Consider the following 25,464-nt stretch of genomic DNA (forward strand, 5'->3'; position numbering starts at 1 on the left):
GCACAGAACTCACCCCAAGGAGGCCACATGGTAACAGAGATTAAAACCACTGCCCAAACCCCAATTATCTACCCCGAAAACGACGGTCAACCTATGGCAGAAAATACCGAACAATTCCGCTGGATTGTCACCATTCAAGGAGGGATTGATGCCCTCTTTAAAGATGACCCTAACGTATTTGTAGCCGGAGATTTACTCTGGTATCCCGTAGAAGGCAACAATAAACTGCGAGTAGCTCCAGATGTGATGGTAGCCATAGGACGACCCAAAGTTAAACGGGGGTCTTATTTGCAATGGGAAGAAGATGATATCGCCCCCCAAGTAGTTTTTGAGGTATTATCTCCCGGTAATACCTTAACCGAAATGGCGAAAAAGCTGGACTTTTATCAGCTTTATGGAGTGGAAGAATACTATATATATGACCCCGATAAAATCGATGTCTGTGGTTGGATTCGCACAGAGAATCAACTGACATTAATTGACACCATAAAAGGCTGGATTTCTCCCCGGCTAGGGGTGAGATTTGAAATCTCGGAGTCGGGGTTAGAATTGTATCGTCCCGATGGTCGTAAATTCTCGACTTATATTGAGTTAGAGAGCGATCGCCAAAAAGCAGAAGAACGCGCCCAACAGGAAACAGAACGCGCCCAACAGCAGGCAGAACGCGCCCAACAAGCCGAAGAACGCGCCCAACAGCAGGCAGAACGCGCCCAACAGGAAGCAGAACGCGCCCAACAGGAAGCAGAACGCGCTAACCGCCTGGCGGAAAGACTGCGGGAATTAGGTATTGACCCTGATACTATGTAATCCCCTTTGACGACGAATACACCCATAAAGCACCCCAAGGAGGCGACATGGTAACCGAGATTAAAACCACTCCCCAAACGCCAATTATCTATCCTGAAAGCGACGGTCAACCTATGGCAGAAAACACCGAACAATTCCGCTGGATTGTCACCATTCAAGGAGGGATTGATGCCCTCTTTAAAGATGACCCTAACGTATTTGTAGCCGGAGATTTACTCTGGTATCCCGTAGAAGGCAACAATAAACTGCGAGTAGCTCCAGATGTGATGGTAGCCATAGGACGACCCAAAGTTAAACGGGGGTCTTATTTGCAATGGGAAGAAGATGATATCGCCCCCCAAGTAGTTTTTGAGGTATTATCTCCCGGTAATACCTTAACCGAAATGGCGAAAAAGCTGGACTTTTATCAGCGTTATGGAGTGGAAGAATACTATATATATGACCCCGATAAAATCGATGTCTGTGGTTGGATTCGCACAGAGAATCAACTGACATTAATTGACACCATAAAAGGCTGGATTTCTCCCCGGCTAGGGGTGAGATTTGAAATCTCGGAGTCGGGGTTAGAATTGTATCGTCCCGATGGTCGTAAATTCTCGACTTATATTGAGTTAGAGAGCGATCGCCAACAAGCAGAAGAACGCGCCCAACAAGCGGAAGAACGCGCTAACCGCCTGGCGGAAAAACTACGGGAATTAGGCATTGACCCTGATGCTATGTAATCCCCTTTGACAACGAATACACCCATAAAGCACCCCAAGGAGGCAACATGGTAACCGAGATTAAAACCACTGCCCAAACCCCAATTATCTACCCTGAAAGCGACGGTCAACCTATGGCAGAAAACACCGAACAATTCCGCTGGATTGTCACCATTCAAGGAGGGATTGATGCCCTCTTTAAAGATGACCCTAACGTATTTGTAGCCGGAGATTTACTCTGGTATCCCGTAGAAGGCAACAATAAACTGCGAGTAGCTCCAGATGTGATGGTAGCCATAGGAAGACCCAAAGTTAAACGGGGGTCTTATTTGCAATGGGAAGAAGATGATATCGCCCCCCAAGTAGTTTTTGAGGTATTATCTCCCGGTAATACCTTAACCGAAATGGCGAAAAAGCTGGACTTTTATCAGCGTTATGGAGTGGAAGAATACTATATATATGACCCTGATAAAATCGATGTCTGTGGTTGGATTCGCACAGAGAATCAACTGACATTAATTGACACCATAAAAGGCTGGATTTCTCCCCGGCTAGGGGTGAGATTTGAAATCTCGGAGTCGGGGTTAGAATTGTATCGTCCCGATGGTCGTAAATTCTCGACTTATATTGAGTTAGAGAGCGATCGCCAACAAGCAGAAGAACGCGCCCAACAAGCCGAAGAACGCGCCCAACAGGAGGCAGAACGCGCCCAACAGGAGGCAGAACACGCCCAACAGGAGGCAGAACGCGCCCAACAGGAGGCACAACGCGCCCAAAAAGCAGAAGAACGCGCTCAACAGCAGGCAGAACGCGCCCAACAGCAGGCAGAACGCGCCCAACAGCAGGCAGAACGCGCCCAACAGGAAGCAGAACGCGCCCAACAGGAAGCAGAACGCGCCCAACAGGAAGCAGAACGCGCTAACCGCCTGGCGGAAAGACTGCGGGAATTAGGCATTGACCCTGATGCTATGTAAGGGAAAAAGTTGAACCAGTTTAGGCACAGAACCCACCCCAAGGAGGCAACATGGTAACAGAGATTAAAACCACTCCCAAAACCCCAATTATCTACCCCGAAAGCGACGGTCAACCTATGGCAGAAAACACCGAACAATTCCGCTGGATTGTCACCATTCAAGGAGGGATTGATGCCCTCTTTAAAGATGACCCTAACGTATTTGTAGCCGGAGATTTACTCTGGTATCCCGTAGAAGGCAACAATAAACTGCGAGTAGCTCCAGATGTGATGGTAGCCATAGGACGACCCAAAGTTAAACGGGGGTCTTATTTGCAATGGGAAGAAGATGATATCGCCCCCCAAGTAGTTTTTGAGGTATTATCTCCCGGTAATACCTTAACGGAAATGGCGAAAAAGCTGGACTTTTATCAGCGTTATGGAGTGGAAGAATACTATATATATGACCCTGATAAAATCGATGTCTGTGGCTGGATTCGCACAGAGAATCAACTGACCTTAATTGACACCATAAAAGGCTGGATTTCTCCCCGGTTAGGGGTGAGATTTGAAATGTCGGAGTCGGGGTTAGAATTGTATCGTCCCGATGGTCGTAAATTCTCGACTTATATTGAGTTAGAGAGCGATCGCCAAAAAGCAGAAGAACGCGCCCAACAAGCCGAAGAACGCGCCCAACAGGAGGCAGAACACGCCCAACAGGAGGCAGAACGCGCCCAACAGGAGGCACAACGCGCCCAAAAAGCAGAAGAACGCGCTCAACAGCAGGCAGAACGCGCCCAACAGCAGGCAGAACGCGCCCAACAGGAAGCAGAACGCGCCCAACAGGAAGCAGAACGCGCTAACCGCCTGGCGGAAAGACTGCGGGAATTAGGCATTGACCCTGATGCTATGTAAGGGAAAAAGTTGAACCAGTTTAGGCACAGAACCCACCCCAAGGAGGCAACATGGTAACAGAGATTAAAACCACTCCCAAAACCCCAATTATCTACCCCGAAAGCGACGGTCAACCTATGGCAGAAAACACCGAACAATTCCGCTGGATTGTCACCATTCAAGGAGGGATTGATGCCCTCTTTAAAGATGACCCTAACGTATTTGTAGCCGGAGATTTACTCTGGTATCCCGTAGAAGGCAACAATAAACTGCGAGTAGCTCCAGATGTGATGGTAGCCATAGGACGACCCAAAGTTAAACGGGGGTCTTATTTGCAATGGGAAGAAGATGATATCGCCCCCCAAGTAGTTTTTGAGGTATTATCTCCCGGTAATACCTTAACGGAAATGGCGAAAAAGCTGGACTTTTATCAGCGTTATGGAGTGGAAGAATACTATATATATGACCCCGATAAAATCGATGTCTGTGGTTGGATTCGCACAGAGAATCAACTGACATTAATTGACACCATAAAAGGCTGGATTTCTCCCCGGCTAGGGGTGAGATTTGAAATCTCGGAGTCGGGGTTAGAATTGTATCGTCCCGATGGTCGTAAATTCTCGACTTATATTGAGTTAGAGAGCGATCGCCAACAAGCAGAAGAACGCGCCCAACAAGAGGCAGAACGCGCCCAACAGCAGGCACAACGCGCCCAACAGGAGGCAGAACGCGCCCAACAGGAGGCACAACGCGCCCAAAAAGCAGAAGAACGCGCTCAACAGCAGGCAGAACGCGCCCAACAGCAGGCAGAACGCGCCCAACAGGAAGCAGAACGCGCCCAACAGGAAGCAGAACGCGCCCAACAGGAAGCAGAACGCGCTAACCGCCTGGCGGAAAGACTGCGGGAATTAGGCATTGACCCTGATGCTATGTAAGGGAAAAAGTTGAACCAGTTTAGGCACAGAACCCACCCCAAGGAGGCAACATGGTAACAGAGATTAAAACCACTCCCAAAACCCCAATTATCTACCCCGAAAGCGACGGTCAACCTATGGCAGAAAACACCGAACAATTCCGCTGGATTGTCACCATTCAAGGAGGGATTGATGCCCTCTTTAAAGATGACCCTAACGTATTTGTAGCCGGAGATTTACTCTGGTATCCCGTAGAAGGCAACAATAAACTGCGAGTAGCTCCAGATGTGATGGTAGCCATAGGAAGACCCAAAGTTAAACGGGGGTCTTATTTACAATGGGAAGAAGATGATATCGCCCCCCAAGTAGTTTTTGAGGTATTATCTCCCGGTAATACCTTAACTGAAATGGCGAAAAAGCTGGACTTTTATCAGCGTTATGGAGTGGAAGAATACTATATATATGACCCCGATAAAATCGATGTCTGTGGTTGGATTCGCACAGAGAATCAACTGACATTAATTGACACCATAAAAGGCTGGATTTCTCCCCGGCTAGGGGTGAGATTTGAAATCTCGGAGTCGGGGTTAGAATTGTATCGTCCCGATGGTCGTAAATTCTCGACTTATATTGAGTTAGAGAGCGATCGCCAACAAGCAGAAGAACGCGCCCAACAAGAGGCAGAACGCGCCCAACAGCAGGCACAACGCGCCCAAAAAGCAGAAGAACGCGCCCAACAGGAGGCAGAACGCGCCCAACAGGAGGCAGAACGCGCCCAACAGGAGGCAGAACGCGCCCAACAGGAAGCAGAACGCGCCCAACAGGAGGCAGAACGCGCTAACCGCCTGGCGGAAAGACTGCGGGAATTAGGCATTGACCCTGATGCTATGTAATCCCCTTTGACAACGAATACACCCATAAAGCACCCCAAGGAGGCAACATGGTAACCGAGATTAAAACCACTGCCCAAACCCCAATTATCTACCCTGAAAGCGACGGTCAACCTATGGCAGAAAACACCGAACAATTCCGCTGGATTGTCACCATTCAAGGAGGGATTGATGCCCTCTTTAAAGATGACCCTAACGTATTTGTAGCCGGAGATTTACTCTGGTATCCCGTAGAAGGCAACAATAAACTGCGAGTAGCTCCAGATGTGATGGTAGCCATAGGAAGACCCAAAGTTAAACGGGGGTCTTATTTGCAATGGGAAGAAGATGATATCGCCCCCCAAGTAGTTTTTGAGGTATTATCTCCCGGTAATACCTTAACCGAAATGGCGAAAAAGCTGGACTTTTATCAGCGTTATGGAGTGGAAGAATACTATATATATATATGACCCTGATAAAATCGATGTCTGTGGTTGGATTCGCACAGAGAATCAACTGACATTAATTGACACCATAAAAGGCTGGATTTCTCCCCGGCTAGGGGTGAGATTTGAAATGTCGGAGTCGGGGTTAGAATTGTATCGTCCCGATGGTCGTAAATTCTCGACTTATATTGAGTTAGAGAGCGATCGCCAACAAGCCGAAAAACGCGCCCAACAAGCGGAAGAACGCGCACAACAGCAGGCACAACGCGCCCAAAAAGCAGAAGAACGCGCCCAACAGGAGGCAGAACGCGCCCAACAGCAGGCAGAACGCGCCCAACAGGAAGCAGAACGCGCCCAACAGGAAGCAGAACGCGCTAACCGCCTGACGGGACGGAAAGACTGCGGGAATTAGGCATTGACCCTGATGCTATGTAAGGGAAAAAGTTGAACCAGTTTAGGCACAGAACCCACCCCAAGGAGGCAACATGGTAACAGAGATTAAAACCACTCCCCAAACCCCAATTATCTACCCCGAAAGCGACGGTCAACCTATGGCAGAAAACACCGAACAATTCCGCTGGATTGTCACCATTCAAGGAGGGATTGATGCCCTCTTTAAAGATGACCCTAACGTATTTGTAGCCGGAGATTTACTCTGGTATCCCGTAGAAGGCAACAATAAACTGCGAGTAGCTCCAGATGTGATGGTAGCCATAGGAAGACCCAAAGTTAAACGGGGGTCTTATTTGCAATGGGAAGAAGATGATATCGCCCCCCAAGTAGTTTTTGAGGTATTATCTCCCGGTAATACCTTAACCGAAATGGCGAAAAAGCTGGACTTTTATCAGCGTTATGGAGTGGAAGAATACTATATATATGACCCCGATAAAATCGATGTCTGTGGTTGGATTCGCACAGAGAATCAACTGACATTAATTGACACCATAAAAGGCTGGATTTCTCCCCGGCTAGGGGTGAGATTTGAAATCTCGGAGTCGGGGTTAGAATTGTATCGTCCCGATGGTCGTAAATTCTCGACTTATATTGAGTTAGAGAGCGATCGCCAACAAGCAGAAGAACGCGCCCAACAAGAGGCAGAACGCGCCCAACAGGAAGCAGAACGCGCACAACAGGAAGCAGAACGCGCTAACCGCCTGGCGGAAAAACTGCGGGAATTAGGCATTGACCCTGATGCTATGTAATCCCCTTTGAGGAGGAATACACATAGAAGTTAAAGGAATCTGCCGATTGTGTTCTGGGTGTGTTTATCGCGCCTTAGTTATGTTCGGATAAGATGAGCGATCGCTGTTAGACACACAAGAAACCGGGTTTCCATAATAACCTTAGCCACAAAACCTAGGGTGTCAACCCAATATAAACCCGGTTTGTCTGCTCAAATACGAGGATGTTGAATGCTTCCATTCAATCTCAATCGGCGATCGGTTCTTAATCCCAACGACTATACAATTTCATAGTAATTTTCTCCAGAGAAGCAGTCGGAAACATAATGCCTGATTTTTTAGTTGTAGGATTCAAAGTATTAAATACCCTGTCCCAAAATCCATGAATGCCATAGTTTCCCTTGAAATTGGTATGATGCAGATCGTGAAAATCTGAGGATATGAAAAATATTGACAATGCACTATGACCTTCTAAGTTGTAAGCATTACCGACAAGAGTCCAAGCCAATAGTTGTGTGATATCATATCCAAAGATAAAGATAGGTAAAATATCTGTAATCGTAACGATAATATATTCACCAAAACTCTTATGACCAGCCACAAAACTGGACGAGTCAGAAAATTGATGATGTTTGAGATGTATTTTCTGTAAAAATCTTCTGTGGAATAGCCAATGGGTGACATAAAAACAGAAATCCGCAGCCATTATTCTCATCAAGAACCATCCCAGATTCAGAATAAAATCATTACCTCTATGGACTTCTGGTGCTAGGTAGAGGATAATTAATGCGGCGATAAAACTCTTTAATTCTCCAATCACAATACCTTGAGTAGTAAAGGCAGGGTAAGGTTGTTTTTTGACTTTCTTAGTTCTAGTATTCCTCTTAACTCTAAAATAATCATTTTTTTTAAGTACCTTTTCTATGAAAATACCTATGGCATAAAATGAGACTGAACCAACCAGCCAGTATAGGACAGGACTACTTGGGTGATAAAGTTGACTTCAATATCATGCAATATCCAGTAAAAGAGTTGCTGAAAAATTGTGCAAGTTATCGCAACTTTCAGATAAAATTCTATCTCAAACAATAAATTAAAAAGTTTTTGCATCTGTTTAATCTCTGAACATTAGATAGTTAGCAGTCATTCCATTTATAGTGGTAGATAGAGTTAACCTTTAAAGCAGAGTGGAGACCTAGCCAAGATAGAGCCAGATGATTATACCACATTATCAGTACGTTCGCCTCAGATTGTCGCATCTATGGGCAACTCAACTATCGGCAGCCAGAGTAGAGAGAATGGCATAGCGTGCAAATTACTATTAGAGAAAACACTGGATTCGTTGGCTCGGAGTATGCGATCGCTCCATGAATTGGCCACAGCTCGAATGAGGGATTGCTGACAATAATTAAGTTAGTTGTTCAATTAAATTTTTCCTAACGCTGGCAATGTTTGAATATCTTGTTTTCAATATTCTACATTATAATGAATGCAGATATTGCGACTGTTAATGGTAGCACTAACCCCGCCAGATGGTAGGCGCGATCGCCCGTTAGTTATGTTCGCCTCAGATGAGCGATCGCCTAATTTTCCCGAAAGAAAGGGGGTTTCTGGGGGTTCCCAAAAGAAAACCGGTTTCGGAAACCTCCGCGATAACTAACCTGATGATGAGGAATATACCCCATTTATGCTTCGGTATAGATATTTGGTTTTATAAAACCTCCAATTCCATTGAATTCTGAATATTTAATTCCAGTATTCCATCACCTATTTGATTCGGGACTACTCCCATAACTTTAATCTCTTTATTCTGAAGTTCCAGCAAATTCGTAGCACCAGGAACTTGATTGAGAATTTGCGAAGATACTACCACCCGATAAAGTTGATTACCTTCTGCCATCAAATTTAACCAAACTGTGTCAACAGTCGGCCGCCTCCAGCCATTGACTCGACCCCTGATCTCATTCCCACCATGATTAACTGTTGTAGGAACTGTACCCACCCCAGTTCCACAAAAGAAATTAACGGGATTCTGCCTAAAATTAGAACAAACTAAAATTTCTTCGGTTCTCCGGATAATTCCTCTGAAATTGGTATAATCTGGTTCTGAGCCTGGGCCATAGTTGGCTTGTTTTTGAAGGTCTGGAGGGGCGTTGAGCAAAACTCTTTCGATTACCTTTCTGTCTGATTCTGAAAGTTCGGGAGAGAGATATACTCCTGCACCCGGAATAGCTCGACTCAGGTGGATGATACGGATATCTGGATCGTTTTTGACTGTATCACCTAAAGCCCCCGCACCCAAATCGGCTTTTCCAGTCCTCACCATTTCCCGAATATTCTGCCCTCGGTGTCCCATATCTACGGTTAGAGTTTTGCCATACAAATCGTAAACGGGCATATAAAAACTCGATGCTGAGTTGAACCCGCCCAAGGCAATTACGGTGCTTGGTGTTATGTCATTGATAGATTGAATTGGGCTGTCCGCTCTGACGTACAATGCAGAATAATAATAAGGCGGACCTTCAGGAAACATTAAAGCGGCAAACGTATAACTGTTATCTTTGGCAGCAACAGAAATGATCGGAGACAGGGTAAAGACGACATCCCACTCTTTCTTGGCTATTCTATCCTTGGCTTCTTGGTAAGGTAGATTATGGTCACCATCGATCGCCAAGTCTACTTTTTTACCCAGAAAAAAATCAATAAAATTACTGGGGATTAACTCTTGTCGTAAATAATCTACTAGGTCGGTGTTGTACTTGGGATTGCTTAAACTGCCAATTGTTAAGGATTGGGCTTGTACTTTCGGTTTCCACAGGTAGGGAAGCGATCGCCACCCCAACCCCAGAACAACCAGAGAAACAATCGTCGATAGAACCAATAGCCCACGTTTTGTTGATGTCGATGTGGGTTGTGGTGCAGGAGCGGGAATATTATTATTATCGGGCTGCATATATGTATCCGTAAGGGATTTCAAGGCATCGAGCATTTCTTTGGCGCTAGAGTAGCGATCGCCAGCGTGGGAGCGAACTGCTTTATCTAACACATTGGCTAAACCGACACTCACTTCTGGTGCATCTTGTCGCCAAAGGATTTCTGCCGTCCCAGGATCCATCGCCAAATCTTGCGGCAGCTTACCTGTTAGCATATAAATCGCGGTCAGTCCCAAACTATATAAATCACTAGAATAAACAGGTCTACCGATTGCCTGTTCAGAAGCCATAAACCCAGGAGTACCAATTATAATGGAGTTAACCGCATTTCCTTGGGTATTGAGCTGGGTACTCATGGCTTCCTTAACCGCACCAAAGTCAATCAACACTGGCTTGCCATCTTCCTGGCGCAAAATAATATTGTCCGGTTTGATGTCGCGATGGACTATTTGCTTGCTGTGTATGTATTGAAGCACTCCCAACAGACTGGTCAAAATTTCCCTCACGGCACTTTCGCTGAGTTTACCCTCCCTTTGCACCTTCGCTTCTAGGGTTTCACCCTCGATATACTCCTGCACTAAGTAAAACTTGTTCAGCTCCTCAAAGTAAGCGTACAACCGAGGAATCTGGTTATGCTGCCCCAAAGTTTGCAATGTTGCCGCTTCCTGCCGGAATCGTTCTTTAACAATATTGTTAAACTGGCGTTGAACTTGGCGCTTGAGTTGCTTGATCACATAGTGTTGCTGCAAGGGCATCTGGGTGTCTTGTGCCAGGAATACCTTGCCGAAACTACCGGTTCCCAGGGATTGTATAACTTGATAGCGACCATTGATAAGTTGATGCTGATTATTTAAGGGCGTTTGCATGATCGGTACTCGTGGCTAGGGCTGATTCGGTGAGTGGGACGGACTGGACGGACGGAACGATCGCCTTTTAACGTCAATCATAAGTTCTGCTAATTATCCATTAAAGCCGTTCTGATGTTTCCAGACATCAGTATTTTCACGGAATTTCCTTGACACATAAGCAGGGCGGGGGAGCGATCGCTTGTAAATTGACAATCCGCATGACTCCTGAAATTGTAGGTGATACCTACCTATCGCCTTCGCGGATAACTTTTACGCAAATTGGGAAAAATTTTTGGGGTTAATCGTTAAACAGCCCAGAAACCCCGTTTCTCCCGTCGAGACTAACGACAACAACCGCCGATCGCCTCATTAGCTAGATGACCCAAACCAATAGATTCCAGAAGTTCCGTCCACCCGGCGGCGATATCTGCATTTCCTGCATTATCCCGACGTAATTCGGCGAGAGTCGTGAGGGTATCGTGCCATAACCCATTCGCCGCATAGATTTCCACCCGCTGCATGGGTGTTGTTGCCGCTTCTAGCTGACTGGTTAGACTTCTCGAGGCGGCAACTCTTTCCACCATTGCTTGTACATAGTCATCCTCAGCCCTAATTCTGGGATGACATCTATAGGAGAATTGCCACAAATATTTTTTGCCAATTTCCAAGGGGGGGAGGCTGTCCGGTAGGCGGAAACTCACAATTCCCGGTGTATCGGTAATCCTCACGACGGTTTGGTAAACTTCGGTTTCTTGTTCGTCCAATACCACAAATTCTACCTCACGGGTTAGCTCGGAGGAATAAGGTACATAAAACCAGAATGTGGGATGTCCCGATAGGGTGTAGTTCACTTGACTGGGAATTAATGCGGTCAGAGGTTTATCGACGGCGGGACAAGAGGTGCGACTCCCAGAACCTTCCCGATCTTCTGGGGGTTGGGGGTCTGGTACGTCAAAGGCTGTGGCGACAAGGGTATCGGATAATGGCAATTGATGATTTTCCGGGCGTAATTCCCTGCTATAAGTGCCGTAAACTCGCTGTATTGGCACTATCCCGATTAAGAGAATCAAGGCGATGGATAACTTAAATTGGCGGGGTTTTGGGGGTTTTCTCGAAGGACTGGACAAGCTGCTACTCCTGGGTAGTTGGGGTTATATTTACTTATCGCAGTCAGGGCAGAAATTTACGCAAAAATTTCGTCAAAAAAGGACCGATCGCCAATGTTAATAGTGGGGGGAGGAGGGGAACCCAGGTTCCTTGCAGGAATAGCAGATAGCAAAGGATATATAGGATCGCGATCGCTATCACGATCGCGGCGATCGCCCATCCCCGATGGCTGATATACAATGCGATCGCACTTCCGGCTATTGACCACAATACCACCCAAATCACTTCTTGCCACCAAAGCCATACCCTAATCAGCGGACGACCGTTAAGGGCGGCACTAAGAATATGGCTGACCATCTGTGCTTGGACCATGACTCCTGGTACTTGCTCAGAAGGAGATTTTCCGGCGCGGTAGGGGGTGCTAAAAAATTTGGCGTTGACTCTACTGGTAAAACCAATCAGCACAATTCTGTCTTTGACTAGGTTGGGGTCAAAATCTCCCTGCAAAACTTGGGTGAGGGTCAGAGTTCTGGCTATGGGAAAAGAACGATAATTTAACATCACAGACCAACCTCCGAGCGCTATATTTTGGTATCCTCCTGTATGGGGACTTTGCAGAGGGTGAAAAATGGCTTGACCGAATTTTAATGGGTTGTTTTGATTGCCTTGATTGTCGGGAAAAATATTCTCAGACTCCAGATATTTGCGGGCTAATTGAAAGCTCAAGGAAAAAGCGGTGTTACAGTCGGGGTTGGCTCTCATAAAGAATAGGTGACGGCGCAAAATTCCATCAGGATCGACTAGGACATCATCGAATCCTAAGCGATTTTTGGGGATGACATCAGGCGATCGCACTGCGGGTTCATTAGACCTTGGGAAACTACATATAGCAAATAAATTGTCTTGTTCCTGCATTTGTGTTCGCCATTCTGACTCCCCAGGAGGAACGGGAAAATCTCGATAAATGGTTAACCCGATCGCTCTGGGTTCATGGGGTTCTAATTGCTGCAATACTTGACTAAGAGTGCCATCTGAGATAGAATATTCTTGTCGCAATTGTAAATCATTTTCGGTCACTTCAATGACTAAAATTCGGGGGTCTGGTGGTTCGGGAGGACGCGATCGCATTAAGTGGTCATAGAGTCGCAATTCCCACCCTTGTAAAATTCCCAATTGCCGGATAATTAGAATCATTAAAGTTATCGCCAAACTGGTTAACCCAAAAGAGCGATCGCCCCTTGGTAAAAAATTCCGTTTTGGCGGTGGCGGTTGCTGTCGCCAGACTATGGGTGATTCGGCAGGATTTTGACAGATAATTGGCAACCAACTCGCACAGGGGAATTTATCTTCTAAACCCTGTAAACGTTCCCGGGCTTCTCGCACTGCTAAATAAAAAGAATATCCCCTCGAAAAAGCCTGGATAAATTGCGCCAAAAAGGCATGGGCTACCCTGTCCGACACGGGTTCTCGCATTACAATAATTTGGGGAATATGTAAATCCGCCAATTCTGTAGCTAACGCCAACCCCTGGCAAGAATTAAAAATCGCCAGTTGTAAACCTCTGCTGATAGCCTTTCTTAGAGATAATTTTAGATGAGAAATGCCGATTTTCTCGGTGGAATTAATCGCCAATAACCCCCCGTTCCCATTTTCTTCACTCTCACTATGACCAGCAAAAAATAAAATATCCCAACCGCGATCATCCCATAACTGTTGGTCAACTTCTTGACGGGAAGGTTTCCACAAAAAAACAGTTTCCGCATCATCGTTTTCTGACAACACCTGGCGATCCGCCTCTATGTCGAGACCGTTATCATTGCCTAGAATAGCTAAAATTCTCATCTTTTTTCTGGGGTGCAACTTCTTCTTTACTCGATGATATTCGGGGACGCTTAAAGCAATTTCGGCTTGGGGATAATCAGACAAAAAATCCCACAAATGCCACGGTAAACGCCTCACTAATTCGTCATCGGTTTCCAGAATTAATTGGATTTCGTCATCATGGTAGAGATGCGATCGCAATTGGCGATCGATATTTCTAAATGTCTCTGCACCCAACCACTGATTAATTACCTCAATATACTGCTGGCAAATGTCCGCAAATTCTACCTCAGAAACATTGGTGATATCTTCCTGATCTATTTGAATGCGTGGATACCATCCCGGACGGCGATACAGTGCTTGATAAATCAAATTCCAGCGACGATAAATCCCATCCAATTCCGGGGCGGGAGGTAACGCGCCAGTAAACTTGAAGGGACGGTGATTTTCTGATTCCCAAAGCAGTGCGGTGACATGGGGAAAACCGGATAGCAAATTCCCATATCCTAAATTAATGACGACAAGAGTTGATTTTTGGGGGCTGGTCATTAAATTTGAAAGTTCTCTATAATCATGGCATTTTCTAGGGCGACTTGAATAGAAAAGCGTTCCCCTATTTCTCCGCTAAAGCGGGGTAGTTGGATATAATTATCATGACGGCGCGATCGCACTTCTTCTAAAGTATCCGCCTGGTCTGATAGTAATGCTAACCGTAAATTATGGGGTAAATAAATTTCTCCATCAGGGGGATAAAGTCGCACTCTGACTGCCATGGTGTCAAATTCTGGTGTTAGCGCCACCAACAATACTACCATTTGACTGCCCAACTGCATTTGCAAATCAATCAATTTTGCTTTTTCTATCTCGGCTTGGCTATCTGGTGGAGAATTGCGGAAATTGTAGGCGATATTTTGAGTGCTAAATATTGCCCCCAAATCCTGCCACGTTTCCTCAAAGATGCCTTGGCACCATTGACTAAGGTTAACCAAATTCTGCCGACGCAACCCAGATAAAGTGATCAGCAGTGCTTCTATGGGTTGCAACTGACTCCGGGGAATTTCTGGGCGATCGATATTATTCATAAATCCCAGAATATTGGCGGCTTTTAAAGAATCTTCAATTTCCACGACTACATAGCCAATGCGATCGCCCCAAACTTCTGGGGGAATTCGGCAAATTTGCTGATTTTCGCGGATCGGACGACATTCGAGAATCCCCAATCCGGTCACCTGTAGATCTGCCACATCACTAGCCAAGCGGGCGATCGGATTCCAACTATCACCAGCATTAACTTGGGTAGCAATTCCCATCCACTCTAAATAATTACGCACCACACATACCGCCAGAGTGTTAAAATAAACCTGTTCAGCTTTTTGGCGATTGGGTTGTTCCCTCGCAAATTGTTGGGCGAGGCGGCGCGAATTGATGCCGATCAACATGGGTAAGGCAGAATTTTCGATTTGTTGGGTATGATTAGCCATAATTGTTATTGGTGTAATGACCTTTTTATAGATATCCGGCTGATTTGCCAAATTTACGCAATTGTGGCAGACATTTCCGCTGATAAAAGCTGCTGAGGGTAGAAACTGGTAAACCCAACTGTGCGGAAAGATCCTCCCAGGTAGTTTCTGGGGGTAAACGCCGTAAAATCAACAGTTGACAGGTAACATCTTTTCGACCCCGGAGGTGGACACGCTGCAATTCTCCCTCTGGGTCAGTTTCCGCCCACTGGCGGGTCGCTTGTAGGATCGGCGGGATATCTGGCGGCGCTTCTAAGGTATCCAAAAAGGTGAGGGTGTCATCATCACATAACGCTTGTGAAGCGGAAACCATTTGCTGTTTCTGTTTTTGCTGTTTGATAGCCCTATCTTTGAGGCGCATTTTTAGGTAAACATTTAGCCAGGTGGTGATGCTACTGCGATCGCTATCATATTTCTCTTTCCCGGTGGTGGCTTCACAGAGATTTAGGCAAAAATACAGCCAAGTTTGTTGCCAGACTTCCTCATAATAGGGGGTTTTTTCTCGCCATAGCTTGCCTGAATTGACAATGATTCGATACAGTTGAGTTAACCCTTGCTGCCGTTTGAGGCTGCCGGGAGGGTGCCGACAAGTCTCGGCAATTAGCAATTGTAACTGGTCATTCATCATTTAACTAAAATGCCTCTCAAAAAAAATTGGTCCTGTGTGTTCCTGATTGGGTTTCTGACTCTGGGTAAAATTGAGTTTATCAAATTTCTTTCCTTCCCGGTAATAGGGCTGCCAGTTTTGGCACAAGAAAGGGGAGAAGGTGGGGTCAGTGAAGCGATAGAATTGTATGAACACGGATATAAACAGGTCGATCGCGGTGAGTTGAAAGAAGCGTTGATAACCTTCGATCGCGCTTTGCAAAAGGTGCGTTTTGAAGGCGATCGCCAACTAGAGGCGGTAATCTTAAATGAGATCGGTATTGTCTATCGCCATTTGGGCAATTATCCCCAGGCTGGGCATTTTTTAAACGAGGCTTTAACTATTAGCCAAAATATTAACGACAGACAGGGAATTAGCCAAACTCTGATGAATTTGGGGGCGCTTTATTACTCCCAAGCTAACTATCCCGCCGCCCTGGATATTTATCAGCAAGCCATGGAAGTTTTGCCAGCAGAAGACTATTATGGTTGGGCGGTTATTTATAATAATCTTGGGAACATTTATCGGGCTTTGGGACAACCTCAAAAAGCCCTGATTTATTTTCAACAAGCCGGGGCGCTATTTGCACAAGAAGATGATGATGTTGCGGTGGGAATTACTATCGCTAATATGGGGGCGGTTTATCATGCTCTGGGGGAATATTCCCAAGCGTTAGAATTCTATGCCAAAGGGTTAGCGATCGCCTCGGAAAGAGGAGATGCTGTCGGGGTTGGTCAAACTCTGTTGAATATGGGGGCTGCTTATGAGAAATTAGCCAACTATTCCCAAGCCTTGGAATTGTACAACCAAGGATTAGAAATTATGAGGGCGATCGGTGAAGAAGATTCCCAGGGTCAAGCCTTGAATAATATCGGCTCAGTTCATCGATTAATGGGGGACTATTCCCAAGCGATAGAATTTTACGATCGCGCCTTAGAAATTAGGCGAAATTTACGGAATACAGCCGGAATTGCTGTCACCCTCAACAATAAAGGTGTCGCCTTATTTGAAGCTGGAAAAATCGCCGAAGCTACCCAAACCTTATACGCCGCAATTGACGCATTAGAATCTCTGCGACCCGGCTTGAGCGATATTAATAAAGTCTCGATTTTCGATAAATATCGGTCTAGTTATAGTATACTACAAAAAGCATTAATTAGCGCCAATAAACCGGAAATCGCCTTAGAAATTGCGGAGAGAGGACGCGCCCGTGCTTTCCTGGAATTAATCGCCCAGCAATTATCTCCTGAAGCGGTCGCAGAATATGCGCGGGTAAATAATCCGCCGATGACAATTTCGGACATTCAAAAAGTGGCAGGACAGCAAAATGCTACCCTAGTTCAATATTCGATTATTAGTGATAATTTCGGGGAAAATTCGGCTTTGTTTATCTGGGTGGTGCAACCGACGGGAAACATCACATTTCGGGAAGTCAATTTAAGCCAATTAGAAACCTTTAGGGATACTTTAGTGCCTTTTTTGGCGGAGGGGACGGACTCGGAAGGGGAAAGTTTACTAACGGCTTTGGTGCGGGGAACTCACCAGGTGATCACGGAAAATCTGCCGACGATTTCTACCCGAAATCTCCGCGAGAGTCACCTGCGACAACTCCATGATGTGCTGATAAAACCGATCGCCGATTTACTCCCCCAAAATCCAGAAGAGAAGGTGATATTCATCCCCCACCAGGAGTTATTGTTTGTGCCGTTTCCGGCGTTACTGGATGAAAGCGATCGCTATTTAATTACTCAGCATACTATTCTGATCGCCCCAGCAATTCAAGTGTTAAAATTGACTCGCCAACTGGCAGAAAACCGGATGCCCAACAGAAGCACTAACCCCATAAATGCTCTAGTGGTGGGCAATCCAGTGATGCCAAAATTGTCGATACAACCGGGAGAAGGACCGGAGAGATTAGCTAATTTACCGGGTGCAGAAGCGGAAGCGATCGCCATCGCCTCTATGTTGAATACAGAAGCGTTAATTGGTAGTGCAGCCACGAAATCAGAGGTTTTGGAACGCATTAATGCGGCGGCGATCGTGCATTTGGCAACCCACGGCTTATTGGATGATTTTAGTGAGTCTGGGGGTGTTTTAGGAGCGATCGCACTAACTCCCAGTGATGGCGATCAAGGGTTTCTGAGTTCCGAGGAAATCATGGGATTGAATTTAACAGCTTCCTTGGTGGTTTTAAGTGCTTGTAACACAGGTGGCGGCAGAATTACAGGTGATGGTATCATCGGATTATCTCGTGCGTTTATTGGTGCGGGGGCGGAAAGTGTGATTGTCTCTTTATGGCAAGCCACCGATGAACCCACGGCAAAATTAATGCAGGAATTTTATCGACTTCTACCCGAAAAAGGCGATCGGGCTGTGGCTTTACGACAAGCGATGTTGACCACTATGGAAGAATATCCTCAACCCAAACATTGGGCAGCTTTTACCCTCATTGGGGAATCTCTCAAATAGAAATACAACCCCGTTTCTGACTCCTGGTTTGTGACCCCCCTACCGGAAACTGTAGCGGGGGAGGAAATTTCCCGGTGAATGAATGACCGTTACCAGACCGGGAGAAACCGCTAGGGGGAGGAAAACCCGATCGCCAGGGCGCAATGCCCCACCAAGGGGATATGCTGGTAATGGTTTATACTAATTAACAATTGTTCATCTTCACACTAGGAGTATTTATGACGGCTACACAAGTTTCTGCACGCGAACTTTTCCGGGCGGCTTATGAAAATCGCTACACCTGGGATGCCGATTTCCCAGGCTATACTGCTGATATCACCTACGAACATGATGGCAAGGTGATTCATGGTCGCGCGAAGGTAGGGGCGGACATGAAGGCGGAAGTGTTAGATGTTGCTGACGAGGCGGCGCAAAAGGCTATCCATGGACAACTTTGGGAAACGGCGATCCACCGGGTACGTCGGGATTTTGAATCGGTACATGGAGAAAATACGTTTAGCTATGGCGAAACGGACGAAACCGGGGCGGTGGAAATCATTATCGGCGGGAAAGGAGAAGGCGATCGCTACCAACTCCGCAATAATGAGGTCTGCATGGTGCATCGTCACATTCACGGGGTGGTAGTGACCATCTACACCCACAGCAGCCACCAAACGCCGGAGGGTTATCTTTCCCACCGTTATGATTCGGTTTATCATGACCCCAAAACGGGGGAACAGAAGGGGGAAAAAAGCGATTTTGAAGATTCCTATACCCAAGTGGGTAAGTATCAAATCCTCAATCAGCGGATTATCCACAACCCAGAAAGTGGTCGAAGCGATCGCTTTACCTTCTCCAACATCCAACTTTTGAACAAAGCCACGACGTAGGGGCAGGTTCCGCCGGGAATTCCAATTCACAACCCGGATTTTGATCAACCCGCCCCACCCCGATTTGGTGAATAAACCCGCCCCACCCCGATTTGGTGAATAAACCCGCCCCACCAGGATTTGGTGAATAAACCCGCCCCACCCAACGTAGGGGCGGGTTCCGCCGGGAATTCCAATTCACAACCCGGATTTTGATCAACCCGCCCCACCCCGATTTGGTGAATAAACCCGCCCCACCCCGATTTGGTGAATAAACCCGCCCCACCCAACGTAGGGGCGGGTTCCGCCGGGAATTCCAATTCACAACCCGGATTTTGATAAACCCGCCCCACCCAACGTAGGGGCGGGTTCCGCCGGGAATTCCAATTCACAACCCGGATTTTGATCAACCCGCCCCACCCCGATTTGGTGAATAAACCCGCCCCACCAGGATTTGGTGAATAAACCCGCCCCAACCGACGTAGGGGCGGGTTCCGCCGGGAATTCCAATTCACAACCCGGATTTTGATAAACCCGCCCCACCCCGATTTGGTGAATAAACCCGCCCCACCAGGATTTGGTGAATAAACCCGCCCCACCCAACGTAGGGGCGGGTTCCGCCGGGAATTCCAATTCACAACCCGGATTTTGATAAACCCGCCCCACCCCGATTTGGTGAATAAACCCGCCCCACCAGGATTTGGTGAATAAACCCGCCCCACCCAACGTAGGGGCGGGTTCCGCCGGGAATTCCAATTCACAACCCGGATTTTGATAAACCCGCCCCACCCCGATTTGGTGAATAAACCCGCCCCACCAGGATTTGGTGAATAAACCCGCCCCAACCGACGTAGGGGCGGGTTCCGCCGGGAATTCCAATTCACAACCCGGATTTTGATAAACCCGCCCCACCCCGATTTGGTGAATAAACCCGCCCCACCCGATAATCCCGATCCAGTTAATCACCTAGGGGCTGTGGTTAGTTGATGCAGCTACAGCCTTTTCCCAAGGAGGCGGCTGGGCGCCCAGAAATCGCCCAAATGTGGGAAGCCGCCTCTCTGTGGATTGGCGAATTTAGCCTAGCTTTGATCGCCTCGGTTCATGCGACGCAAGTTGAGAACATCACTGATATTTTTAATTTGTAGACAGGTCTGCTCAAATTGATTGCGATCGCATATTTCGATACCCAACTCAATTAAAGCCGGAGCGTCGCGAAACGTCTTAACCTGAGCGCTACAAACGTTGATATTGTTGTCTTTGAGTCGAGATAAAATATCATTGAGTACCCCCACCCGGTCTAATACCTCAATCTGAATTTTCACCGGATAAGTTTTGGGTCGTCCTTGGTCAATGGGGGTAGGATTCCAACTAACTGGAACTAGGCGATCGCCACTAACCTTGCTAACATTATGGCAGCCTTGGCGGTGAATGGAAATGCCACGAGTCCGGGTCACAGTCCCAATAATTGGCTCTCCAGGAATCGGATTACAGCATCCCGCGATATGGTACATTAACCCCTCTACCCCGGCTATGGGAGACTTGCTAGTAGATGTAGAAGTAGGTACAGACCCATGTAATGTATTTCTAGGGGCTAAATTCTGCATTTGTAGGTTATTAGCCGCCTGTTCCATCGAAACTTCTGGAACCGGACTATTAGCTTTCACGACATCCTGGAGTCGATGCACCACCTGTTTCAGGGTAATTTCTCCATAACCCAAAGCAGCTAATAAATCATCAACACTGTGATAATTGCAGCGATGAACCACTGTTTGCATCGGGGCGGATTTCAGTAGAGATTCCAAACCATTCCGACCCATTTCTTTCTCTAAAAGTTCCCGACCTCTGGCGATATTTTCATCACGATGCGATCGCTTATACCATTGACGGATACGATTTTTAGCCGTGCTAGTTCTGACAAAATTCAACCAGTCTAAACTCGGGTGGCTATTTTTATTGGTTAAAATCTCGACAATATCCCCATTTTTTAACACCGTATCCAGGGGAACCATCCGTTCATTAACCTTCGCCCCCTTGCAATGATTGCCCACTTCACTATGCACCCGATAGGCAAAATCTACCGTAGTGGCACCATTGCTCAAAGCCATCACATCACCATCAGGGGTGAACACATAAACATCCTCATCAAAGAGGTTATTTTTAACCGTATCTAAATATTCCTGAGCATCTTTCAGATCGCTTTGCCATTCCAGTAGTTGCCGTAACCAGGTAAACTTCTCATCGGTTTCTGTTAATTTGCCAAATTCCGAACCGCCAGTTTCCTTATATTTCCAATGGGCAGCAATTCCATATTCCGCTATATGGTGCATTTCTACCGTGCGAATTTGCACTTCTACCGGGCGACCAGTGTTCCCGATAACTCCCGTGTGTAGAGACTGATAACGGTTGGGTTTTGGCAGTCCGATATAATCTTTAAAACGTCCGGGAATGGGGCGATAAGAATCATGAACTATGGCTAAAGCCCGATAACATTCCTCATTAGTTTCTACGATTAAACGCAGGGCGGCAATATCATAAATCTCATGAAACTGTTTGTGACGTTCTTGCATCTTTTTATAGATGCCATAAAGGTGCTTAGGACGACCGGTTACTTCATAACATCGAATCCCCGATTTTTCCATGCGATCGCGTAAAATATCCGCCAAGGCTGCTAGTTTTTCTTCCCGAGTAGCGCGGCGGTCAGCTACGCGGATTTGAATTTCGCGGTAGGCTTCCGGTTCTATATATTTAAAGGCTAAATCTTCCAATTCCCACTTCAGACGACCAATCCCCAAACGGTTCGCTAACGGGGCAAAAATTTCGCGAGTTTCTAAAGCAATACTTCGCTGTTTCGATTCTGACATAAATTCCAGAGTTCGCATATTATGGAGGCGATCGGCTAGTTTAACCACAATCACTCGAATATCTTGAGCCATAGCCAGAAACATTCGCCGGAAATTCTCAGCTTGGCGTTCTGTGGTATTAGAAAAGTTAAACTTAGATAGTTTGGTCACGCCTTCCACTAAATGGCGGACTTCTGGCCCGAAGTGGCTTTCTAATTCTTCCGGAGTGACATCAGTATCTTCGATGATGTCGTGTAGAAAACCCGCCGCCACCATAGCCGTATCACTACCTAAAAATCTCAGGATACCTGCTACAGCAATGGGATGGTTAATATAAGGTTCCCCTGATTTGCGATATTGTCCCTTATGTAGTTGGTAGGCGAATAGGAAAGCGCGCGAGATCAGATCATTGTCTGGAGAAAATGACGGCGTATCTGATGACTCCAGGCTGTGGGAGTTGTCCAAACAATGTTGTAGCCAGTCGGGAACTAAGCATTCGTAGGTGTTTGAGGATGATAGAGTTTTGATGTTCATGGTATTTATGCCTATTCAATTACAGATACTTGATGACTTTGTAGTTTTGGATACAAAATATGTGGGACTGGGGACCCAGAGTAAAATAGGGCTTTCTCCTGACTAACAGCAGTCAGTATGGAAAAAATAATCGATGATTTGACCGCTGGAGTTTCCACAACCCCGGCGGCGATGCTACTATTGGGTTAGCGATTCATACTCCCACACACAGGCCTTTAGCTGGTGGTTCCGGGAGCGATCGCTCTGAATAGGGGATGTTTTCACGCTTTGGGAAATATCCTAACTTATCCGCCAGATATTCCCCACATATCCCTGTATACCCCTATAGGGCGATCGCCCATAGCCGCGAACCACAACAATTCACCCAATTGGATGCTAATTGCATAGGGATCACGATTAAGCTAGATTAACCTGGGGTAGGCTGGGTAGCTGTTAGGTACAATTTTTGTCTATGATGGTTAAATAATAGACAAACTTCTTAACATTATGTTAACAAAGGAGTTCCATAAAGCGATCGCACAATTCAGGCAATCTTTGGAAAAACTCCAAAAAACCATGGTTTCTGACCAATCCGATGTAAATCAGATGACTGAAGCCTTTGGCGAGGTTCAGACGGTGTTTGAGAGTCGAATTATGCAGCTATGCGATAGTGACAGCCAGCTACAACTTCAGTCCTACATTACAGAAACCCATAAGCAGATGCGATTGTTGGGATTAGACCTAAGATTTCTGAAAGCCTCGCGCCATAGTGCTACCACCCGGGAGCGACTTGCTTCTATGCGCGATCGCATTTCCATTCTAATTGGATATTCCACAGTTGTGTTAGACAAAACCACAGATAATTAAGGATTAATTAAGTCCCCACGATTAAAACTAATCGTGCTAAAACAGTAAATGCGATCGAGTACAGCAACAGCTCCCGATATTGATTTGGATTTAACAGGTTTGACCATGACTGCTACCACTTCCGCCATTTCCTACATTCCCTCACTCGTCCGTCAACCCACCACGGTTGCTGTGCTTGCATCCCTTGGTTTACACGCCGTATTTGCTCTCAACCTGGAAAATATCCGTCTTTATCCAAATACTGTGCAATTACCCCCCAGTGTAGAACTGGTGGAACTATCTCCTAGTCAAATTGACCAGGTTTTTCCAGCACCGCCGCCCCAATTTTCCTTTACCCCCTTTCCTGAACCTCCGTCCTTAGCGATGTGGGGTAGCGCCCCCACCCCATCCCCATTTCCTCCCTCAGCCCAACAACTTCCCGTTTTTCCCTCCACATTGCCACAACCGAGGGATTATCCTTTTGGTGTCGTCCCCAGTGGACCCCCCCAAATATTCAACAATCCCAGCAATAGTACATTTTTACCCCCTGTTCAGACTTCCTCCCCGCCGCCTGCTCAATTTAGTTCGCCGCCACCTATTGAGTTTTATCAAACCCCACCTGCTCAACCCAGTTTTCCATGGGACCGAAACAGTGAGGAATTGTCGCGCCTACAAAATAATCCTCGATTTAGTCATCTGTCACCGGAGGAACAACGATTACTCGAGGAGCAGTTTTCCATGTTGCCACCCCCTCCGCCTAGGCCTCGGTTTCCTGAACATGACCCTAACTATAATCAACCTCCCCGAATACCTAGGGAATCTGGGGGCTCTGGGGAACCTACCCAGGAGTTCACCCCGGAAACCCAAGTACAACAACCTGATGGGCGGGGTTCAATATTAGCTAGACTAGAGGCAGACAACCAGCGCCGCGCCGAGGCTGTTGGTTCTCCTTCTTCTGATGATGCGGTTGCACCACCTACCCCTACCGGGGAGGTTTCCGATAGTCAATATGCCATGTTAGAAGGGGGAGGAGCCTATGTAGAATGGGTGCTGTCGATGCTGCCAGATTATCCTGACTTGGACACCAGCCAACCTCGCACTATCTCGGCACTATATCCAGCAGAAGCCTGTGAGCAAAATCTCAGCGGTCAAGCCTTGGTCGGTGTGATGATTGGTTCTGATGGTGGCGTAATTGCCGGACCCCGCTTATTAAGGGGAACGGGTTATCGGATTTTGGATGATGCGGCGGTGGCAGCTATTGCCAATATTCCCTTTGAGGGTCAGGGTCGCCCTATTGCTTATCAGTATGCTTTTAATTTCGATAGCGAGAATTGTCGGTCAATGGCTCCGGCTCCCGCTGCGGCTCCGGCTCCGGCTCCGGCTCCGGCTGCTTCCCCAGAATTAGCCCCGGAAAGTGTCCGGGAACCACAACCGCAACCACAACCGCAACCACAACCGCAACCACAACCGCAACCACAACAGGAATTTAACCCAGAATTAGCCCCGGAAAGTGTCCGCGAACCGGAACCACAACCGCAACCACAACAGGAATTTAACCCAGAATTAGCCCCGGAAAGTGTCCGCGAACCGGAACCACAACCGGAACCAGAGGTGCATTCTGGCTCAATACTTCAACAACTACAGGATTCTCTCGAAAATCCCGAGCAATTTTCGGAGGAATTTATTGATTAGTGATGAGTTATGAGAGTTGGAGAAGGGGCAGTTTTCCGATGAGAAAATAGAGGATTGAGGACTATTTTTCTAAGGGTTCTCCTGCTTCTTTCCAGCCATTAATACTGGGGGCAAATCCTTTGATATTGTTGTAGCCTAATAGTTGTAAGGAAGCTACGGCAATGCCTGTCCGGTAGCCACTGGAGCAGTAAATAACCACCTGGCGGTCATGGGGAATATCGTCTAGGCGTTCGGTGAGGGTCCGTAGGGGAATATTAATTGCTCCTTGGATATGACCTTGCCTGTATTCGGAGGGTTCTCGGACATCAATAAATAAAGCGCGATCGCTTTGGGAAAGTTTTTTAACCTTGGCGATTTTATTTATGTTATAATAGTCGCGGGGCAACTTATGAATAAACTGATCAACACCCTGGGAAACTTCCTCGCTGGGGGTAATAATGACGGGTGTTTTGGCAGCCTCAGCGGGGGGAATTATCCCCCAATTCCACACCGGAAAAAGTAATCCCCAGCAGCAGATACTAATTACTAAAAGCGCTTTTTTGAGTTTCATAATTCCAAACCAGATCAATGGTCGATGGTTGTAGGGTAGCCACAAAACTACCCCCAACCCTATTAAA

Annotated in this window: 22 protein-coding genes and 1 pseudogene; 13 read left to right on the top strand and 10 right to left on the bottom strand. The window is 46.8% G+C overall.

The genetic code is table 11. The features are described from left to right. The first annotated feature begins 27 nt into the window (after positions 1-27). The 8 genes and pseudogenes from XZ46_RS06850 to XZ46_RS06885 all read left to right on the top strand — a co-directional run bounded on the left by XZ46_RS06850 (position 28) and on the right by XZ46_RS06885 (position 6,785). Positions 28-807 carry a Uma2 family endonuclease gene (locus XZ46_RS06850; RefSeq protein WP_048894979.1) on the top strand — a complete coding sequence of 260 codons (780 nt, stop codon included), beginning with the start codon at positions 28-30 and terminating at the stop codon, positions 805-807. 47 nt (positions 808-854) lie between these two features. Beyond that, a complete protein-coding gene (locus XZ46_RS06855; protein ID WP_048894980.1) occupies positions 855-1,529 on the top strand; it encodes a Uma2 family endonuclease in 675 nt (224 codons plus the stop codon). 47 nt (positions 1,530-1,576) lie between these two features. Next, the gene (locus tag XZ46_RS38235) at positions 1,577-2,482 is read left to right on the top strand and encodes a Uma2 family endonuclease (RefSeq protein WP_048894981.1); all 906 of its coding nucleotides are present in this window, start codon (positions 1,577-1,579) and stop codon (positions 2,480-2,482) included. A gap of 50 nt (positions 2,483-2,532) precedes the next feature. Then, positions 2,533-3,375 (top strand): Uma2 family endonuclease, encoded by an 843-nt coding sequence (locus tag XZ46_RS06865; RefSeq protein ID WP_048894982.1) that lies wholly within the window; start codon positions 2,533-2,535, stop codon positions 3,373-3,375. 50 nt (positions 3,376-3,425) lie between these two features. Beyond that, positions 3,426-4,289, top strand: a complete 864-nt coding sequence (locus XZ46_RS38240) for a Uma2 family endonuclease (RefSeq protein ID WP_006668080.1) — start codon at positions 3,426-3,428, stop codon at positions 4,287-4,289. Between the two features lie 50 nt (positions 4,290-4,339). Next, positions 4,340-5,161 (top strand): Uma2 family endonuclease, encoded by an 822-nt coding sequence (locus tag XZ46_RS38245; RefSeq protein WP_048894983.1) that lies wholly within the window; start codon positions 4,340-4,342, stop codon positions 5,159-5,161. A gap of 47 nt (positions 5,162-5,208) precedes the next feature. Then, positions 5,209-6,018, top strand: a pseudogene (locus XZ46_RS06880) (Uma2 family endonuclease). A 50-nt stretch (positions 6,019-6,068) separates the two neighbouring features. Then, a complete protein-coding gene (locus XZ46_RS06885) occupies positions 6,069-6,785 on the top strand; it encodes a Uma2 family endonuclease (protein ID WP_048894984.1) in 717 nt (238 codons plus the stop codon). Positions 6,786-7,029: 244 nt separating this feature from the next. On the opposite strand, the gene XZ46_RS06890 is transcribed toward XZ46_RS06885, so the two are convergent. Together XZ46_RS06890 and XZ46_RS36365 are read right to left on the bottom strand one after the other, a co-directional pair. Further along, positions 7,030-7,584 carry a sterol desaturase family protein gene (locus XZ46_RS06890; protein ID WP_228116502.1) on the bottom strand — a complete coding sequence of 185 codons (555 nt, stop codon included), beginning with the start codon at positions 7,582-7,584 and terminating at the stop codon, positions 7,030-7,032. A 113-nt stretch (positions 7,585-7,697) separates the two neighbouring features. Beyond that, positions 7,698-7,874, bottom strand: coding sequence for a hypothetical protein (locus XZ46_RS36365; RefSeq protein WP_228116503.1), 177 nt, complete (start codon positions 7,872-7,874; stop codon positions 7,698-7,700). A 400-nt stretch (positions 7,875-8,274) separates the two neighbouring features. Here XZ46_RS36365 and XZ46_RS33995 point away from each other — a divergent pair, with 400 nt between their 5' ends. Beyond that, positions 8,275-8,424: a hypothetical protein gene (locus tag XZ46_RS33995; RefSeq protein WP_157234372.1), complete on the top strand. Its 150-nt coding sequence runs from the start codon at positions 8,275-8,277 to the stop codon at positions 8,422-8,424. A 51-nt stretch (positions 8,425-8,475) separates the two neighbouring features. Here the strand turns inward: XZ46_RS33995 and XZ46_RS06895 are convergent, their stop codons facing one another. The 5 genes from XZ46_RS06895 to XZ46_RS06915 all read right to left on the bottom strand — a co-directional run bounded on the left by XZ46_RS06895 (position 8,476) and on the right by XZ46_RS06915 (position 15,621). Further along, on the bottom strand, positions 8,476-10,563 hold the full coding sequence (locus XZ46_RS06895; protein ID WP_008049247.1) for a protein kinase domain-containing protein: 2,088 nt from the start codon (positions 10,561-10,563) through the stop codon (positions 8,476-8,478). A 323-nt stretch (positions 10,564-10,886) separates the two neighbouring features. Next, on the bottom strand, positions 10,887-11,672 hold the full coding sequence (locus XZ46_RS06900) for a DUF928 domain-containing protein (protein ID WP_006620847.1): 786 nt from the start codon (positions 11,670-11,672) through the stop codon (positions 10,887-10,889). A gap of 43 nt (positions 11,673-11,715) precedes the next feature. After that, entirely contained in the window at positions 11,716-14,022 is a 2,307-nt protein-coding gene (locus XZ46_RS06905; protein ID WP_008049248.1) for a CHASE2 domain-containing protein, read from the bottom strand. After that, positions 14,022-14,954: a DUF1822 family protein gene (locus tag XZ46_RS06910; RefSeq protein WP_006620845.1), complete on the bottom strand. Its 933-nt coding sequence runs from the start codon at positions 14,952-14,954 to the stop codon at positions 14,022-14,024. The genes XZ46_RS06905 and XZ46_RS06910 overlap by 1 nt, the downstream gene beginning before the upstream one ends. Before the next feature lie 25 nt (positions 14,955-14,979). Further along, positions 14,980-15,621: a hypothetical protein gene (locus tag XZ46_RS06915; RefSeq protein ID WP_006620844.1), complete on the bottom strand. Its 642-nt coding sequence runs from the start codon at positions 15,619-15,621 to the stop codon at positions 14,980-14,982. Positions 15,622-15,630: 9 nt separating this feature from the next. On the opposite strand from XZ46_RS06915, the gene XZ46_RS06920 reads away from it, so the two are divergent. Both XZ46_RS06920 and XZ46_RS06925 read left to right on the top strand, forming a co-directional pair. Further along, positions 15,631-18,108, top strand: a complete 2,478-nt coding sequence (locus XZ46_RS06920) for a CHAT domain-containing protein (RefSeq protein WP_008049250.1) — start codon at positions 15,631-15,633, stop codon at positions 18,106-18,108. Positions 18,109-18,326: 218 nt separating this feature from the next. Next, the gene (locus XZ46_RS06925; protein ID WP_006620841.1) at positions 18,327-18,977 is read left to right on the top strand and encodes a DUF3386 domain-containing protein; all 651 of its coding nucleotides are present in this window, start codon (positions 18,327-18,329) and stop codon (positions 18,975-18,977) included. A 300-nt stretch (positions 18,978-19,277) separates the two neighbouring features. Here XZ46_RS06925 and XZ46_RS06935 read toward each other — a convergent pair whose 3' ends face one another. Together XZ46_RS06935 and XZ46_RS06940 are read right to left on the bottom strand one after the other, a co-directional pair. Continuing rightward, a complete protein-coding gene (locus XZ46_RS06935; protein WP_008049252.1) occupies positions 19,278-19,922 on the bottom strand; it encodes a hypothetical protein in 645 nt (214 codons plus the stop codon). A 113-nt stretch (positions 19,923-20,035) separates the two neighbouring features. After that, positions 20,036-22,330, bottom strand: a complete 2,295-nt coding sequence (locus tag XZ46_RS06940; RefSeq protein WP_008049253.1) for a RelA/SpoT family protein — start codon at positions 22,328-22,330, stop codon at positions 20,036-20,038. Between the two features lie 486 nt (positions 22,331-22,816). Here XZ46_RS06940 and patD point away from each other — a divergent pair, with 486 nt between their 5' ends. After that, complete coding sequence (patD, locus tag XZ46_RS06945; protein ID WP_008049254.1) at positions 22,817-23,176, top strand: heterocyst frequency control protein PatD; 360 nt, start codon at positions 22,817-22,819, stop codon at positions 23,174-23,176. 48 nt (positions 23,177-23,224) lie between these two features. Continuing rightward, positions 23,225-24,847: an energy transducer TonB gene (locus tag XZ46_RS06950; RefSeq protein WP_008049258.1), complete on the top strand. Its 1,623-nt coding sequence runs from the start codon at positions 23,225-23,227 to the stop codon at positions 24,845-24,847. Positions 24,848-24,908: 61 nt separating this feature from the next. Here XZ46_RS06950 and XZ46_RS06955 read toward each other — a convergent pair whose 3' ends face one another. Next, on the bottom strand, positions 24,909-25,397 hold the full coding sequence (locus tag XZ46_RS06955; protein ID WP_006668065.1) for a rhodanese-like domain-containing protein: 489 nt from the start codon (positions 25,395-25,397) through the stop codon (positions 24,909-24,911). Between the last annotated feature and the right edge of the window lie 67 nt (positions 25,398-25,464).

The sequence above is a fragment of the Limnospira indica PCC 8005 genome, assembly GCF_000973065.1.
Lineage (GTDB): Bacteria > Cyanobacteriota > Cyanobacteriia > Cyanobacteriales > Microcoleaceae > Limnospira > Limnospira fusiformis.